At 57.6% G+C, this 15,791-nt stretch carries 15 protein-coding genes; 11 read left to right on the top strand and 4 right to left on the bottom strand.

The window, feature by feature from the left end; all coding sequences use genetic code 11:
* Positions 1–2,463: M10 family metallopeptidase C-terminal domain-containing protein (locus WA225_RS04275; RefSeq protein ID WP_422606983.1), on the bottom strand; the 2,463-nt coding region annotated here is incomplete at its 3' end.
* Between the two features lie 200 nt (positions 2,464–2,663).
* Between WA225_RS04275 and WA225_RS04270 the strand changes: the two genes are divergently transcribed.
* Both WA225_RS04270 and WA225_RS04265 read left to right on the top strand, forming a co-directional pair.
* Positions 2,664–3,308 carry an MBL fold metallo-hydrolase gene (locus WA225_RS04270; RefSeq protein ID WP_320336342.1) on the top strand — a complete coding sequence of 215 codons (645 nt, stop codon included), beginning with the start codon at positions 2,664–2,666 and terminating at the stop codon, positions 3,306–3,308.
* A 110-nt stretch (positions 3,309–3,418) separates the two neighbouring features.
* Entirely contained in the window at positions 3,419–4,156 is a 738-nt protein-coding gene (locus WA225_RS04265) for an OmpA family protein (protein ID WP_422606982.1), read from the top strand.
* A gap of 193 nt (positions 4,157–4,349) precedes the next feature.
* Here WA225_RS04265 and WA225_RS04260 read toward each other — a convergent pair whose 3' ends face one another.
* Entirely contained in the window at positions 4,350–4,784 is a 435-nt protein-coding gene (locus WA225_RS04260; protein WP_007917055.1) for a YhcB family protein, read from the bottom strand.
* A 144-nt stretch (positions 4,785–4,928) separates the two neighbouring features.
* Between WA225_RS04260 and WA225_RS04255 the strand changes: the two genes are divergently transcribed.
* The 3 genes from WA225_RS04255 to zapE all read left to right on the top strand — a co-directional run bounded on the left by WA225_RS04255 (position 4,929) and on the right by zapE (position 8,123).
* Positions 4,929–5,558: an alpha/beta hydrolase gene (locus WA225_RS04255; protein WP_422606981.1), complete on the top strand. Its 630-nt coding sequence runs from the start codon at positions 4,929–4,931 to the stop codon at positions 5,556–5,558.
* Between the two features lie 24 nt (positions 5,559–5,582).
* Entirely contained in the window at positions 5,583–6,938 is a 1,356-nt protein-coding gene (locus WA225_RS04250) for a tryptophan--tRNA ligase (RefSeq protein ID WP_422606980.1), read from the top strand.
* A gap of 90 nt (positions 6,939–7,028) precedes the next feature.
* A complete protein-coding gene (gene zapE / locus WA225_RS04245) occupies positions 7,029–8,123 on the top strand; it encodes a cell division protein ZapE (protein ID WP_016985150.1) in 1,095 nt (364 codons plus the stop codon).
* Positions 8,124–8,318: 195 nt separating this feature from the next.
* Here the strand turns inward: zapE and WA225_RS04240 are convergent, their stop codons facing one another.
* Entirely contained in the window at positions 8,319–9,215 is an 897-nt protein-coding gene (locus WA225_RS04240) for a GlxA family transcriptional regulator (protein WP_422606985.1), read from the bottom strand.
* A 250-nt stretch (positions 9,216–9,465) separates the two neighbouring features.
* On the opposite strand from WA225_RS04240, the gene WA225_RS04235 reads away from it, so the two are divergent.
* Entirely contained in the window at positions 9,466–10,602 is a 1,137-nt protein-coding gene (locus WA225_RS04235) for an acyl-CoA dehydrogenase family protein (protein ID WP_422606979.1), read from the top strand.
* Positions 10,603–10,731: 129 nt separating this feature from the next.
* On the opposite strand, the gene WA225_RS04230 is transcribed toward WA225_RS04235, so the two are convergent.
* The gene (locus WA225_RS04230; RefSeq protein WP_007917033.1) at positions 10,732–11,772 is read right to left on the bottom strand and encodes an NADP(H)-dependent aldo-keto reductase; all 1,041 of its coding nucleotides are present in this window, start codon (positions 11,770–11,772) and stop codon (positions 10,732–10,734) included.
* Between the two features lie 245 nt (positions 11,773–12,017).
* Here WA225_RS04230 and rplM point away from each other — a divergent pair, with 245 nt between their 5' ends.
* From rplM to WA225_RS04205, 5 genes are all read left to right on the top strand, one after another.
* Positions 12,018–12,446 carry a 50S ribosomal protein L13 gene (rplM, locus tag WA225_RS04225; protein WP_007917032.1) on the top strand — a complete coding sequence of 143 codons (429 nt, stop codon included), beginning with the start codon at positions 12,018–12,020 and terminating at the stop codon, positions 12,444–12,446.
* A 14-nt stretch (positions 12,447–12,460) separates the two neighbouring features.
* On the top strand, positions 12,461–12,853 hold the full coding sequence (gene rpsI, locus WA225_RS04220; protein WP_008080273.1) for a 30S ribosomal protein S9: 393 nt from the start codon (positions 12,461–12,463) through the stop codon (positions 12,851–12,853).
* A 269-nt stretch (positions 12,854–13,122) separates the two neighbouring features.
* The gene (gene petA, locus WA225_RS04215) at positions 13,123–13,716 is read left to right on the top strand and encodes a ubiquinol-cytochrome c reductase iron-sulfur subunit (RefSeq protein ID WP_003228055.1); all 594 of its coding nucleotides are present in this window, start codon (positions 13,123–13,125) and stop codon (positions 13,714–13,716) included.
* Positions 13,716–14,927 (top strand): cytochrome b, encoded by a 1,212-nt coding sequence (locus tag WA225_RS04210; protein WP_007917029.1) that lies wholly within the window; start codon positions 13,716–13,718, stop codon positions 14,925–14,927. Before petA ends, WA225_RS04210 begins: the two co-directional genes overlap by 1 nt.
* On the top strand, positions 14,927–15,709 hold the full coding sequence (locus WA225_RS04205; protein WP_034156480.1) for a cytochrome c1: 783 nt from the start codon (positions 14,927–14,929) through the stop codon (positions 15,707–15,709). The genes WA225_RS04210 and WA225_RS04205 overlap by 1 nt, the downstream gene beginning before the upstream one ends.
* The last annotated feature ends 82 nt before the right edge of the window (positions 15,710–15,791 follow it).

Below are 15,791 nucleotides of genomic sequence, written 5' to 3'. Positions count from 1 at the left end.
GGCGTTACCGGCGAAGTTGAGGTTGTTGCTGCCCAGCAGCACGCCGTCCTCGACGTTGGCCGAGAGGGTGTAGCTGACGGAGGAACGCACTACGTCGTGACCTTCGCCGACAGCTTCGATGATTTTGTCGCTCTGACTGTCGACGTAGTAGATGTCATCGCCATCGCCACCGACCATGGTGTCAGCACCGGCACCACCGTCGAGAATGTTGTTGCCGACGTTACCGGTGATGTTGTTGTCAAGAGCGTTGCCGGTGCCGTTCAGATTAGCGTCACCCAGCAGTATCAGGTTCTCCAGGTTTGCACCGAGCGTCCAGTGGAGAGTCGCCTGTACAGTATCGATGCCACTGTTAGCAGTAGCTGTTTCGATGATGACGTCTTGGGTGTTGTCAACACGGTAAGTGTCATTACCATCACCGCCGGCTAGCGTGTCGATGCCCATGCCCCCGTCAAGCAGGTTGTCACCGCTATTGCCGTTGAGGGTGTTATCCAGGGTGTTGCCGGTGATGTTGAGGTTGGCGTTGCCTAGCAGCACACCGTCCTCGACGTTGGCCGACAGGGTGTAGCTGACAGATGTGCGGATTGTGTCACGACCTTCACCGGCCACTTCGATAACCACATCGTTTTGGCTATCAACGATGTAAATGTCGTTGCCGGTGCCGCCGATAAGCGTGTCGATTCCAGCGCCGCCATCAAGCGTGTCATTGCCGGCGCCACCATTGAGGGTGTTGTTGCCAGCATTGCCAGTGAGGCTGTTGTTAAGCCCGTTACCAGTACCGTTCAGGTTGTCGCTGCCGCGTAATACCAGATTTTCCAGATTGGCGCCCAGGGTCCAGTCCAGCGAGGCGTAAACCGTGTCGATCTCGCTGAGCGACGCACTGGTTTCGACAATCACATCGCCGATGTTGTCGACGTAGTAGGTGTCATTGCCAGCGCCACCGATCATGGTGTCGGCGCCCGCGAAGCCGTCGAAGATGTTGTTGCCGGCGTTACCGGTCAGGGTATTGTCGAGGGCGTTGCCGGCGAAGTTGAGGTTGCTGCTGCCAAGCAGCACACCGTCCTCGACGTTGGCGGAGAGGGTGTAGCTGACTGAGGTGCGGACCACGTCGTGGCCCTCGCCGGCGAGCTCGGTGACGACGTCACTCTGGCTGTCGACGTAGTAGATGTCGTCGCCGTTACCGCCGATAAGGGTATCGGCTCCGGCACCACCGTCGAGCGTGTCATTGCCAGCGTAGCCTGCAAGAATATTGTTGCCAGCGTTGCCGGTCAGGACATTATCAAGGGCGTTGCCGGCGAAGTTGAGGTTGGCGTTGCCGAGCAGCATCCCGTCCTCGACGTTGGCCGAAAGGGTGTAGCTGACAGAGGAGCGAATCACATCGTGGCCTTCTGCGGCCGCTTCGACGACCTTGTCGCTCTGGCTATCAACGACATAGGTATCGTCGCCCGTACCACCAATAAGTGTGTCGGTGCCTGCTCCCCCATCCAGAGTGTCCGAACCGGCCCCGCCGGTTAAAACGTTGTCCAGTTCATTACCCGTCAGGACATCGTCAAACGCTGAGCCAATAGCGTTTTCGATTTTGGTCCCGTACGAAATTGCCAAGCCGTCGTTGATGTCGGTGTTGCTGTTCAGATCCGTGAAGGCTTTGCCGATATGGCTGTAGTTGCCTTCATTCAGGTTGATATTGACGGCCGCCAACTGATTGCTGCCATCAATGGTGTCGTTACCGCCTGCATCCCAGATAGTCTCGAAGATTGACTGGTTGGCATCCCACTTATAAACGGTGTCGCCTGTCTGCCAGAGCATATTGGCGCCATACAGGCTTTGAATCGCAAGGATGTCCAGCACCATCGGTGTCGTTGGCTGATAAGAGTAGTTACTGTTGTAGCTCATTACCGTGAAGTGGACATCGTCCAGAAGTGGATTCAGCACGGTATTGTTAGTGGCGCTGGTATCGAAGGGATGTTTGAGTCCCAGCGCATGGCCAATTTCATGAACAAATGTCATGTAATCGTAGGTGCCCTTGACCGGATCCGGATTGCTGGTTTGCGGACCGATCCATACGTCGCCGGAAACAGGCAGGTTGTCAGGAAAGTAAGCCCAGGCCGCAGTTTTGTTGTCCATCCACCGATAGCCACCAAAACGTAGGTCGCCGACGTTGTCCCGGTCGTCGGTGGTCAGCGTGAAGTTGAGAGAGGCAACCGCACTCCATGCTCCCAAGGCGCTGATGACCGTAGTTTTCTGCGCATCCGTCAACTCATACAGCGCGTTGTATTCACGTTCCGGGCTATAGAACGGGGCGAACTTCGCGGTTCCCGGTACCATGAAACTGTAGCTGAGTTCGGTCGCACCCCCGAATGGCCAGTTGGACCCGAGCCAATAGTTTCCGGAAATAAGGCTGTCAACAATGGCGTTTCCAGTAAGAGAGGCAGGTAGTGCGAAAGTGAATGTCTTGGGCGTTGGCATGCGGAATTTCCTGAGTACTATGCGGCCCTTCCTGAATGCGACCGCTACAAAAAATGCGATTTTGCACCAGAATTTGTGCGCTTGATATCATTGAGCCATTATTTTCTGATTGATGGCGCCAAATATCTGACCTGGCGTTCTTTATCGGCCCTTACAGTAAAATCCTGAGAAACGTTAATTGCCGTTTGCCGAGGATGTTCATGTCTGCTCCAACTTCTACGCTGATTCGCGAAACCTTCCCTGTCGGCCCGCTCCAGTGCAACTGCACCATCATCGGCGACCCGATCAGCAAAAAAGCCATCGTTGTCGACCCCGGAGGAAATCCTGACCTGATCATGGCGCGCCTCGATGCGCATGGCTTGAAAGTCGTCAGCATCATTCACACCCACGCGCATCTCGATCACTTCCTCGCTTCCGGGCAGATGAAAGAAAAAACCGGCGCGACCCTGCACTTGCACAAGGAAGACCAGTTCCTTTGGGACAATCTTGAAATGCAATGTCAGATGTTTGGTGTGCCGTATACGCCCGTACCGTCGCCAGATCGCTGGCTGAGCGATGACGAAGAGCTGGCCTGCGGTTGCGGCGTCGCACTGCATACGCCCGGACATACACCCGGTTCCATGAGCTTTTGGTTTTCCGAGGCTAAGCTGTTGATTGCCGGCGACACGCTGTTTCGTCGCGGAGTAGGGCGCACGGATTTGTGGGGCGGTGATCAGGCGACCATCGTGCGTTCGATCAAGCAGCGGCTGTACACCTTGGACGAAGACGCCACGGTGGTCACCGGGCATGGTCCCGATACACGGTTGGGCGATGAAATGCGTGAGAACCCGTTCGTCAGGGCTTAAATATTTTGTCACGAGTGCCCGGCGGAATTTTTGTGCATTGTCAGGATCCAACGCCCGCACAGGTCCATTGTCAAAAGGGCCGCCATAGAATGCATAACCAGGAGCTCTCCATGTTCACCAAGCGTCGTTTGATTATTGTCGCTACTGCCGTGGCCTTGCTGTCCGGCTGCGCCTCGCCCAACCCGTATGACAATCAGGGCCAGGCCGACGGTGGCTCGCAAGGCATGAGCAAAACCGCCAAATACGGTGGCCTCGGTGCACTCGCCGGCGCACTGGCCGGTGCCGCCATCGGTCACGACAACCGCGGCAAAGGCGCATTGATCGGCGCCGCTGTGGTCGGTGCTTCCGCTGCCGGTTACGGTTATTACGCCGACCAGCAAGAAAAGAAACTGCGCGCGAGCATGGCCAACACTGGCGTTGAAGTGCAGCGCCAGGGCGATCAGATCAAGTTGATCATGCCGGGCAACATCACCTTCGCCACCGATTCGGCGAACATCGCTTCGAGCTTCTACCAGCCGCTGAATAACCTCGCGGGCTCGTTGAAAGAGTTCAGTCAGAACCAGATCGAAATCGTCGGCTACACCGACAGCACCGGCAGCCGCCAGCACAACATGGACCTGTCCCAGCGTCGTGCGCAGAGTGTGGCGACCTACCTGACCTCGCAAGGTGTCAGCGGTGCCAACCTGTCGGCGCGTGGTGCCGGTCCGGATAACCCGATTGCCAGCAACGGCGATGTGAATGGCCGGGCGCAGAACCGTCGGGTCGAGGTCAACCTGAAGGCAATTCCGGGCCAGCAGTATGGTGCTCCGCAGCAACAGCAGCCGGGTACGGTTCAGCAGTATCCGTAAGTGAATACCTGAATGAAGAATGCCCGGTCCTGGTGATCGGGCATTTTTGTGTGTGGACTGTGCTGGCCCCTTCGCGAGCAAGCTCGCTCCCACAGGGTTTGATGGTGTACACAAAATTTGTGTTCCACACATACAAAAAAGCCCCCGGACAACCGAATTGTCCGGGGGCTTTTTGTTTGTCAGCGAAGACCGATTACTTCTTCAAACCGTAGTGCTCATCGAGCATGCCCGGCGAGTTTGGGGTCTTCGGTGCGTAGTCGCGCGGAGGCTCCTGATCACGCGGTGGCGTCAGGCGTTCACGTGGCGCGACTGCCGCGTCAGCGTGCAGGGCGGCGATCAGGCGCTGGCGGGTCTGCTCGTCCAGGGCCAGACGATTGGCGCCCTCGGCGAGATGATCCTGCACTTCCTGATAGCTCTGGGTCAGTTTCTTGACCAGCATCGCGGTGCTGTTGAAGTGGGTGACCACCTCGTTTTGATAACTGTCGAAACGCTCCTGGATATCATCCAGTTGACGCTGCGTACGGCTTGGCGCGGCGTTCGGCGCAACGCGCGCGATCAGGAATCCAATGGCGACACCCACAACCAGGGCAAGAGTCGGTAACAACCAAACTAAGAGCGAGTGTTCCACGAGTCCTTCCTCTATAAACGGCTTTGCTTTACGTTAACGGCTCGAACCTGCGCTGTATACCGCGATTCACTCGCAATAGATTGGCACAGACAATTTGCTAGACGAGTCGACCCGATTCGAGGTCACGGAGTTCCTTCCTTGCTGATGCGTGAAACCCCAGTTGTGATTGACGGCCCGGTGGGTCAATTAGAGAGCTTGTACCTGGACAACGAGCAGCCGCGCGGCATCGCGCTGATCTGCCATCCGAACCCGGTGCAGGGCGGCACCATGCTCAACAAGGTCGTCTCGACCCTGCAGCGCACAGCGCGCGACGCCGGTCTGATCACCTTGCGCTTCAACTATCGCGGCGTCGGTGCCAGCGAAGGTTCGCACGACATGGGCACCGGTGAAGTCGACGACGCCCAGGCGGCCGCCGCATGGTTGCGCGAGAAACACCCGGATCTGCCACTGACTCTGTTCGGTTTCTCCTTCGGTGGATTTGTTGCAGCAAGTCTCGGCGGCCATCTTGAAGCGCAAGGCGTGCAGCTCAAGCACCTGTTCATGGTCGCCCCGGCGGTCATGCGTCTGGGCGAAGAGGATCAACTGCCACAACAGGGCGAACTCACCGTGATCCAGCCAGAAACCGACGAAGTCATCGATCCGCAGCTGGTTTACGACTGGTCGGAAAAACTCCAGCGCCCCCATGAGCTGCTGAAAGTGGCAGAATGCGGACACTTTTTTCATGGCAAGCTGACCGATCTCAAGGATCTGATCCTGCCGCGTCTCTCGAATTGATTGCAGTCTGACAAGCGATTACCCATGACGAACCGTACCCGTATCCTCACCGGCATCACCACCACCGGCACGCCGCACTTGGGCAACTATGCCGGCGCTATCCGCCCGGCGATTCTCGCCAGCCGCGACAGCAATGCCGATTCGTTCTACTTTCTGGCCGACTACCACGCCCTGATCAAATGCGATGACCCGCTGCGCATCCAGCGCTCGCGTCTGGAAATCGCCGCGACCTGGCTGGCCGGCGGCCTCGATGTCGACCGCGTGACCTTCTACCGCCAGTCCGACATCCCGGAAATCCCTGAGCTGACCTGGCTGCTGACCTGCGTCGCCGCCAAAGGCCTGCTCAACCGCGCGCACGCTTACAAGGCCTCGGTGGACAAGAACGTCGAAACCGGTGAAGACCCGGACGCCGGCATCACCATGGGCCTCTACAGCTACCCGGTGCTGATGGCGGCGGACATCCTGATGTTCAACGCGCACAAAGTGCCGGTCGGTCGTGACCAGATCCAGCACGTGGAAATGGCCCGCGATATCGGTCAGCGTTTCAACCACCTGTTCGGTCAGGGCAAAGAATTCTTCACCATGCCCGAAGCACTGATTGAAGAAAGCGTGGCGACGTTGCCGGGCCTCGACGGTCGCAAGATGTCGAAGAGCTACGACAACACTATTCCGTTGTTCTCCAGCGCCAAGGAAATGAAGGACGCGATCTCGCGGATCGTCACCGACTCCAAAGCGCCCGGCGAAGCGAAAGACCCGGACAACTCGCACCTGTTCACCCTGTTCCAGGCCTTCGCCACGCCAGCGCAGGCCGACGAATTCCGCAGTGAACTGCTCGGTGGTCTGGGTTGGGGCGAGGCGAAAAATCGTCTGTTCCAGTTGCTCGACAATGATCTTGGCGAAGCGCGCGACAAGTATCACCAGTTGATCGAGCGCCCGGCGGATCTGGAAGACATCCTGCAAATCGGCGCCAAGAAGGCCCGTGCTGTGGCAACGCCGTTCCTCAATGAATTGCGTGAAGCGGTTGGCCTGCGTTCTTTCGTCAATCAGGTGCAAGTCGCTGCAACCACCAAGAAGAAAGCCGCGAAAGCCGCGCGTTTCGTCAGCTTTCGTGAAGACGACGGCAGCTTCCGTTTCCGTCTGCTGGCGGCCGATGGCGAGCAATTGCTGTTGTCGCGTAACTTCGCCGACGGCAAAGCCGCAGGCCAGGTGACCAAACAGCTGCAATCCGGCCAGCCGCTGGACGTGCGCAGCGAAGCCCTGAGCTTCAGCGTCTGGCTGCAAGGCGAGTGCGTTGGCGACAGCCCGGCATTCGCCGATGTGGCGGCGCGGGACGCGGCCATCGAGGCTCTGCGCGTTGCGCTGACCCCGGTTCAGGACTAATCGGCGGCACGGTCCGACCAAGGGCCGATTGCCATTCCCACGGGCCGTCGCTACAGTGACGGCCCGTTTTTGTTGCCTTGCTAACGAATTATGACGCCCCTAGAACGATACCAAGCTGATCTGAAACGCCCGGACTTCTTCCATGATGCCGCGCAGGAAACTGCTGTGCGTCATTTGCAGCGCCTGTACGACGATCTGATCGCCGCCGATCAGAACAAGCCGGGCCTGCTGAGCAAACTGTTTGGCAAAAAGGATCAGACGCCGGTCAAGGGCCTGTATTTCTGGGGCGGCGTAGGTCGCGGCAAAACTTACCTGGTCGACACCTTCTTCGAAGCGCTGCCGTTCAAGGAAAAGACCCGCACCCACTTCCACCGCTTCATGAAGCGTGTGCACGAAGAAATGAAAACCCTCGGCGGCGAGAAAAACCCGCTGACCATCATCGCCAAGCGTTTTTCCGACGAGTCGCGAGTGATCTGCTTCGATGAATTCTTCGTTTCCGACATCACCGACGCGATGATCCTCGGCACGTTGATGGAGGAGTTGTTCAAGAACGGCGTGACCCTGGTTGCGACCTCGAACATCGTCCCGGACGGTCTGTACAAGGACGGCCTGCAACGTGCGCGTTTTCTGCCGGCCATCGCGCTGATCAAACAGAACACCGAGATCGTCAACGTCGACAGCGGTGTCGACTATCGTCTGCGTCACCTCGAACAAGCGGAGCTGTTCCACTATCCGCTCGACGAAGCCGCTCACGAAAGCCTGCGCAAGAGCTTCAAGGCGCTGACACCGGAATGCACTGCTGCGGTCGAAAACGACGTGCTGATGATCGAGAACCGCGAGATCCGTGCTCTGCGCACTTGTGATGACGTGGCGTGGTTCGACTTCCGCGAATTGTGCGACGGCCCGCGTAGCCAGAACGACTACATCGAACTGGGCAAGATCTTTCACGCCGTGTTGCTCAGCGGTGTCGAGCAGATGAGCGTCACCACCGACGACATCGCTCGCCGCTTCATCAACATGGTCGACGAGTTCTACGACCGCAACGTCAAGCTGATCATTTCGGCTGAAGTCGAGTTGAAGGATCTGTACACCGGTGGCCGGTTGAACTTCGAATTCCAGCGTACGCTGAGCCGTTTGCTGGAGATGCAATCGCACGAATTCCTGTCGCGGGCACACAAGCCTTAAGCGGATTTTCGGCAACGAAAAAGGGCCTGCAATTGCAGGCCCTTTTTTATGCGCCGGAGAAAACCTCGAACGCATTGAGATCCCTGTGGGAGCTGGCTTGCCAGCGATAGCGGTTCGTCAGAGAAATAAGTATCACCTGACACGACGCCATCGCTGGCAAGCCAGCTCCCACAGGGTTTGTGTGTGGACAGAAAGCTACGCAGCCTGCTGGAACTGCTGCCGATACTGGTTCGGTGACAGCTCCGTGTGCTGGCGGAACAGCCGCGCAAAGAAACTCGCGTCGTCGTAGCCGACCTCGTAACTGATGGTCTTGATGCTCTTGCGGCTGCCGGACAGCAAGCCTTTCGCCGTCTCGATGCGCAGCCGTTGCAGGTAATGCAACGGCTTGTCACCGGTGGCGGTCTGGAAGCGCCGCATGAAATTGCGGATGCTCATGCCATGCTCACGGGCGACGTCTTCGAAGCGGAACTTGTCGGCGAAATGCTCTTCGAGCCAGTGCTGGATCTGCAGGATGATCACGTCCTGATGCAGCTTCTGCCCGCCGAAACCGATACGGCCTGGCGCATAGCTGCGCTGCACTTCGTAGAGAATGTCGCGGGCCACGGCCTGTGCGACGTTGGCGCCACAGAAGCGCTCGATCAAATAAATGTAGAGGTCGCAGGCCGAGGTGGTACCGCCGGCGCAGTACAGGTTATCGGCATCGGTCAGGTGCTTGTCCTGATTGAGGTAGACCCTGGGGAACCGCTCGGCAAACGCATTGAAGAAACGCCAGTAAGTGGTCGCTTCCTTGCCGTTGAGCAGGCCGGCCTCGGCCAGCCAGAACACCCCGGTGGCTTCGCCGCACAATACCGCGCCACGCGCGTGCTGTTCACGCAGCCAAGGCAACACTTGGGGATAACGGGCGCACAGCGTGTCGAAATCGTCCCAGAACGCCGGGAGGATAATGACGTCGGCGTTTTCCAGACCGCCGTCGACCGGCATCACCACGTCACTGAAACTGTTCACCGGTTTGCCGTCGGGGCTGACCAGGCGCGTTTCGAACGCCGGTGTCAGGCCGTGGCCCAGTTGTTTGCCATAACGCAGGCTGGCCAGATGGAAGAAATCCTTGGCTTGCATGAGAGTGGAAGCGAAAACCCGGTCGATTGCCAGGATGCTGACGCGCCGCAAGGGCGTGGAGACGTGCTTGGACATAATTCAACTTTTGTTTTGTTTTTATAAGGGAAAGTGGTCACCAGACGGCTGGATCGTCTTATTTTTTGTCGGATGTGTCCAGTGTCCTGTGTGGGAGGGGAGGCTTAGTCTCTGAAGGTCATCTCCCCCCAACAACAAAGAAAGGTGCCGCATGATCCCCAGAACCTTGTTCAGCTCCGAGCACGAATTGTTTCGCGACAGCGTACGAACCTTCCTCGAAAAGGAGGCCGTGCCGTTCCACGCGCAATGGGAGAAACAAGGCCACATCGACCGAAAACTCTGGAACAAGGCCGGGGAGGCGGGGATGCTCTGCTCGCACCTGCCGGAAGAGTACGGCGGGCTGGGGGCGGACTTTCTCTACAGTGCAGTGGTGATCGAGGAGGTCGGGCGACTGGGCCTGACCGGTATCGGGTTCTCGCTGCATTCGGACATTGTCGCGCCGTACATCCTGCATTACGGCAGTGAGGCGTTGAAGCAAAAATATCTGCCGAAACTGGTCTCGGGCGAGATGGTCACGGCCATCGCCATGACCGAGCCGGGTGCGGGGTCCGACTTGCAAGGCGTGAAGACCACCGCTGTGCTGGACGGCGACGAATATGTGATCAATGGCTCGAAAACGTTCATTACCAACGGCTTTCTCGCGGACCTGGTGATCGTGGTCGCCAAGACCGATCCGAAGGCGGGCGCCAAGGGCACCAGCCTGTTTCTGGTGGAAGCGAATACCCCGGGTTTCGAAAAGGGCAAGCGCCTGGAGAAAGTCGGCATGAAGGCGCAGGACACCTCGGAATTGTTCTTCCAGGACGTTCGCGTGCCGAAGGAAAATCTGTTGGGCCAGGCCGGCGCAGGGTTCGCTTATCTGATGCAGGAATTGCCGCAGGAGCGTCTGACCGTGGCCATCGGTGGTCTGGCATCGGCCGAAGCCGCGCTGCAATGGACGCTTGATTACACCCGTGATCGCAAGGCCTTTGGCAAAGCGATTGCCGACTTCCAGAACACGCGCTTCAAGCTGGCGGAGATGGCCACCGAGATTCAGATCGGCCGGGTCTTCGTCGATAAATGTCTCGAATTACATCTGCAAGGCAAGCTGGATGTGCCGACGGCCGCAATGGCGAAATACTGGGGCACCGACCTGCAATGCAAGGTCCTCGACGAGTGCGTGCAGTTGCATGGCGGTTACGGCTTCATGTGGGAATACCCGGTGGCCCGGGCGTGGGCGGATGCGCGGGTGCAGCGGATTTATGCCGGCACCAATGAAATCATGAAGGAGATTATTGCGCGCTCGCTTTGATGATCGTTCCCACGCTCTGCGTGGGAACGCCGCCGGGGACGCTCCGCGTTCCGTTGTGGATGTGACGCGGAGCGTCACGGGATGCATTCCCACGCGGAGCGTGGGAACCATCAGGCGGGAAGGGAGGGATCAAGGCGCAGGGTTCGGGTGATCCTTGTGAATCGCCTCGATCCCTGCCAGCACTTCATCGGAAAGTTTCAGATCGAAACTGGCGATGTTGCTGTCCAGTTGCTCAAGCGTCGTCGCCCCGATGATGTTGCTGGTGACGAACGGTTGCTGCGTCACAAAAGCCAAGGCCATCTGCGCCGGATCCAGACCGTGCTCACGGGCCAGCGCCACGTATCGGCTGCACGCTGCTTCCGATTGTGCGTTGAAATAGCGGCTGAAGCGGCTATAGAGGCTCAGACGGCCCTTCGGCGGACGGGCGCCACCTTCGTACTTGCCTGACAGGAAACCAAACGCCAGCGGCGAATAGGCGAGCAAGCCGCATTGTTCGCGGATGGCGATTTCCGCCAGACCCACCTCGAAACTGCGGTTGAGCAGGTTGTACGGGTTCTGGATCGACACCGCGCGCGGCCAGCCACGGGCTTCGGCCAGGGCGAGGAAACGCATGGTGCCCCACGGGGTTTCGTTGGACAGGCCGATATGGCGGATCTTGCCGGCCTTCACTTGTTCGTCGAGTGCTTCGAGGGTGTCTTCGAGCGGGGTCAGGTTGGCTTCGATCTTGTGCTTGTAGCCCAGCTGTCCGAAAAAGTTGGTGCTGCGCTCCGGCCAGTGCAGTTGGTACAGGTCGATGTAATCGGTTTGCAGGCGCTCAAGGCTGGCATCCACCGCGGCGGTGATGTGCTGGCGGTTGTGGCGCAGGTTCTTGTCGCGGATGTAGTCGATGGTGTTGCCGGGGCCGGCGATCTTGCTGGCGAGGATCCAGTCGGCGCGATCGCCGCGACTTTTGAAGTAATTGCCGATGTAGCGCTCGGTGGTGGCGTAGGTTTCGGCTTTCGGCGGCACCGGGTACATCTCGGCGGTGTCGATGAAATTGATCCCGGCCTCTTTGGCCCTTTCGATCTGGGCGAAGGCTTCAGCTTCAGTGTTTTGCTCGCCCCAGGTCATGGTGCCGAGGCAGATTGCACTCACGTTCAGGTCGGTACGGCCTAGCTGGCGATAGTCCATCGGGTGCTCCTTGGGCAAAACAATCATAAAAGCAGGTTGAAATATTTTTCGCAATCTGCATAATTGCCGACCTCTTTCTGCAGTGGAAGTGATGCGCCGCCGCCGAAGAATCTTGCCGTTGAACGGACGCGCCGACCCGAGCCCCCGAAAGCGTCTGTATCCGGCTGCCTTTGACTTGTCAAAGTACGCACTATTCAGTAAGATCCGCCGTCTAATTTACAGGGCGGCCCCTGAGGCTATAAAGAATGAAAACTTTTACTGCTAAACCGGAAACAGTAAAGCGCGACTGGTTTGTCGTCGACGCTGCTGGTCAGACCCTGGGTCGTCTGGCCACCGAAATCGCGAGCCGTCTGCGTGGCAAGCACAAGCCTGAGTACACTCCTCACGTTGACACCGGCGACTACATCGTCGTAATCAACGCTGAGCAGATTCGTGTTACCGGTGCTAAAACCACTGACAAAATGTACTACTCCCACTCCGGTTTCCCGGGCGGCATCAAGTCGATCAACTTTGAAAAGCTGATCGCCAAAGCCCCTGAGCGCGTGATCGAGACCGCGGTTAAAGGCATGCTGCCTAAAAACCCACTGGGTCGCGACATGTACCGTAAGCTGAAAGTCTATGCGGGCGCTGCACACCCACATACTGCTCAGCAGCCCCAAGAACTGAAGTTTTAACGGAATAGTACATTATGTCGGCGACTCAAAATTACGGCACTGGCCGTCGCAAGACCGCAACCGCACGCGTTTTCCTGCGTCCGGGTACTGGTAACATCTCCATCAACAACCGTTCGCTGGAAAACTTCTTCGGCCGCGAAACTGCCCGCATGGTAGTTCGCCAGCCGCTGGAGCTGACTGAGACTGTCGAGAAGTTCGACATCTACGTCACCGTGATCGGCGGTGGTGTAAGTGGTCAAGCTGGCGCAATCCGCCACGGCATCACTCGCGCTCTGATGGACTACGACGAAACCCTGCGTGGCGCTCTGCGCAAAGCTGGCTTCGTTACTCGCGACGCCCGTGAAGTTGAACGTAAGAAAGTTGGTCTGCGTAAAGCGCGTAAGCGTCCGCAGTACTCGAAGCGTTAATTCCGCTTCCACGTTCAAAAAGAACGCCCGCCTCCTCACGGAAGCGGGCGTTTTTTTATGCCTGTGATTTATCAAAGAATTGCGCTGCGACAACTTGCCACTTCCGTAGACCCCCTATACTGCAAGGCTTGAGGGTAAGAGCTCCGGGTAATTCCCTTGTCAGAATTGGGGCTTTTCATTACCATTCGGCAAAATTTTTATAAGTAACATTGATTTATTTAGTAGATGCCTGATTTAACAGGCCACAAAAGCTGATGGGAGAGGACTGAATGAGCAATGACGGCGTGAATGCAGGCCGGCGTCGCTTCTTGGTAGCAGCCACATCCGTGGTGGGTGCTGCAGGAGCGGTGGGGGCTGCGGTCCCGTTCGTGGGGTCATGGTTTCCCAGTGCCAAGGCGAAAGCCGCCGGTGCACCGGTGAAAGTGAATGTCAGCAAAATCGAGCCAGGACAGCAGATGATTGCTGAGTGGCGCGGCCAGCCGGTGTTCATTGTCCGCCGTACTGCGGAAATCCTGGGGAATCTCAAGAAGATCGAGGGCCAGCTCTCCGATCCAACCTCCAAAAACTCCACGCAACCTACCTATGTCGACCCTGAAGTGCGTTCGATCAAGCCGGAAATTCTGCTGCTGATCGGAATCTGCACGCACCTGGGTTGCTCACCAACCTTCCGTCCCGAAGTGGCACCTGCGGATCTGGGTAAAGACTGGGTCGGTGGCTATTTCTGCCCTTGCCACGGTTCCCACTACGATCTGGCTGGTCGCGTCTACAAGTCGCAACCTGCGCCTTTGAACCTGCCAGTTCCCCCGCATTCCTATGAGACCGATGACCTGATTGTCATTGGCGTCGATACGGAGAAAGCGTGATGAGCAAGTTCATGGATTGGGTTGATGCGCGCTTTCCTGCGACCAAAATGTGGGAAGACCATCTCAGCAAGTATTACGCTCCAAAAAACTTCAACTTCTTCTACTTCTTCGGCTCCCTGGCGCTGCTGGTTCTGGTGAATCAGATCGTCACGGGTGTCTGGCTGACGATGAGCTACACGCCGTCGGCAGAAGAGGCCTTTGCTTCCGTTGAATACATCATGCGCGACGTCGAGTACGGCTCGATCCTGCGTCTGTTGCACTCGACCGGCGCTTCGGCGTTCTTCATCGTGGTTTATCTGCACATGTTCCGTGGTCTGCTCTACGGTTCGTACCAGAAGCCGCGTGAGCTGGTCTGGGTCTTCGGCATGCTGATTTATCTGGCGCTGATGGCCGAGGCGTTCATGGGTTACCTGCTGCCATGGGGCCAGATGTCGTACTGGGGCGCCCAGGTGATCATCTCGCTGTTCGGTGCGATACCCGTCATCGGCAACGACCTGACGCAGTGGATTCGTGGTGACTACCTGATCTCCGGAATCACCCTCAACCGCTTCTTCGCCTTGCACGTTGTCGCGCTGCCGATCGTGATTCTCGGTCTGGTGGTGCTGCATATTCTGGCGTTGCACGAAGTCGGTTCGAACAACCCTGACGGCGTCGACATCAAGAAGCACAAAGACGAAAACGGCATCCCGCTGGATGGCATCGCCTTCCACCCGTACTACACCGTGAAGGACATTGTCGGTGTTGTAGTGTTCCTGTTTATCTTCTGCTTTATTGTGTTCTTCTTCCCGGAAATGGGCGGCTACTTCCTCGAAAAACCAAACTTCGAGCAGGCTAACCCGTTCAAGACGCCAGAGCACATTGCGCCGGTTTGGTACTTCACACCGTTCTACGCAATCTTGCGCGCTATCCCGGACAAACTCATGGGCGTTATCGCCATGGGTGCGGCGATTGCGGTGCTGTTCGTGCTGCCATGGCTCGATCGCAGCCCGGTCAAATCGATGCGCTACAAAGGCTGGATGAGCAAAATCTGGCTGCTGGTGTTCTGCATTTCGTTCGTGATTCTCGGCATTCTCGGTGTGCTTGCGCCGACGCCGGAGCGAACCTTGCTGTCGCAGGTCTGCACCTTCCTGTACTTCGCCTACTTCATTCTGATGCCGTTCTACACCAGGCTCGAGAAGACCAAACCGGTTCCGGAAAGGGTGACTGGCTGATGAAAAAGTTATTTTTTGCTCTGATTTTTGCTGCGTTGCCTGTCCTGTCTTTCGCCGCTGAACATGGTGGTCCGGAGCTGGAAAAAGTCGACATCGACGTTTCCGACAAGGCCGCTCTGCAGGATGGCGCACGCACCTTTGCCAACTATTGCATGGGTTGCCACAGTGCCAAGTTCCAGCGTTACGAGCGGGTTGCCGATGACCTGGGCGTTCCTCATGAAATGATGCTGGAGAAGTTGGTGTTCACCGGTGCCAAAATTGGCGATCACATGAACATCGGCATGCAGCCGGCTGACGCCAAGACCTGGTTCGGTGCCGCGCCACCGGATCTGACGCTGGTGGCTCGTGTGCGTGGCACGGATTGGCTCTACGGTTACCTGCGCTCGTTCTACGAGGATCCTGCGCGTCCATGGGGCGTGAACAACAAGGTCTTCCCGAACGTCGGCATGCCTAACGTGCTGGTCGGCCTGCAAGGTCGTCAGGTCGTGGGTTGCAAGCAGGTGCAGATCGTCGAAGACGGCAAGAAGCAATATGATCCGCTGACCGGCACGCCTTTGACTCATGAAGCGTGTGATCAGCTGACCATCGTGCCGAAGTCCGGTGCTCTGAACGAAGAGCAGTTCGATGAGAAGGTCAAGAATCTGGTAACCTTCCTGGCTTACTCGGCTAACCCGGTTAAGCTGCAACATCAGCGCATCGGTACTTATGTCTTGCTGTACCTGGCGTTCTTCTTTGTGTTCGCCTATCTGCTCAAGCGTGAATACTGGAAAGACGTGCACTGATACGCTTCAAGCATTGCTGTTAATCGCGCGCGCCCAAGGGCGCCTCCGATAGCGTAACTCTGGTCAGCCAGACGTTGCGGGA

This window comes from Pseudomonas sp. (assembly GCF_049300855.1).
Lineage (GTDB): Bacteria > Pseudomonadota > Gammaproteobacteria > Pseudomonadales > Pseudomonadaceae > Aquipseudomonas.
Note: the sequence above shows the minus strand (reverse complement) of the source record. Positions and strands in the feature narration are given on the sequence as shown.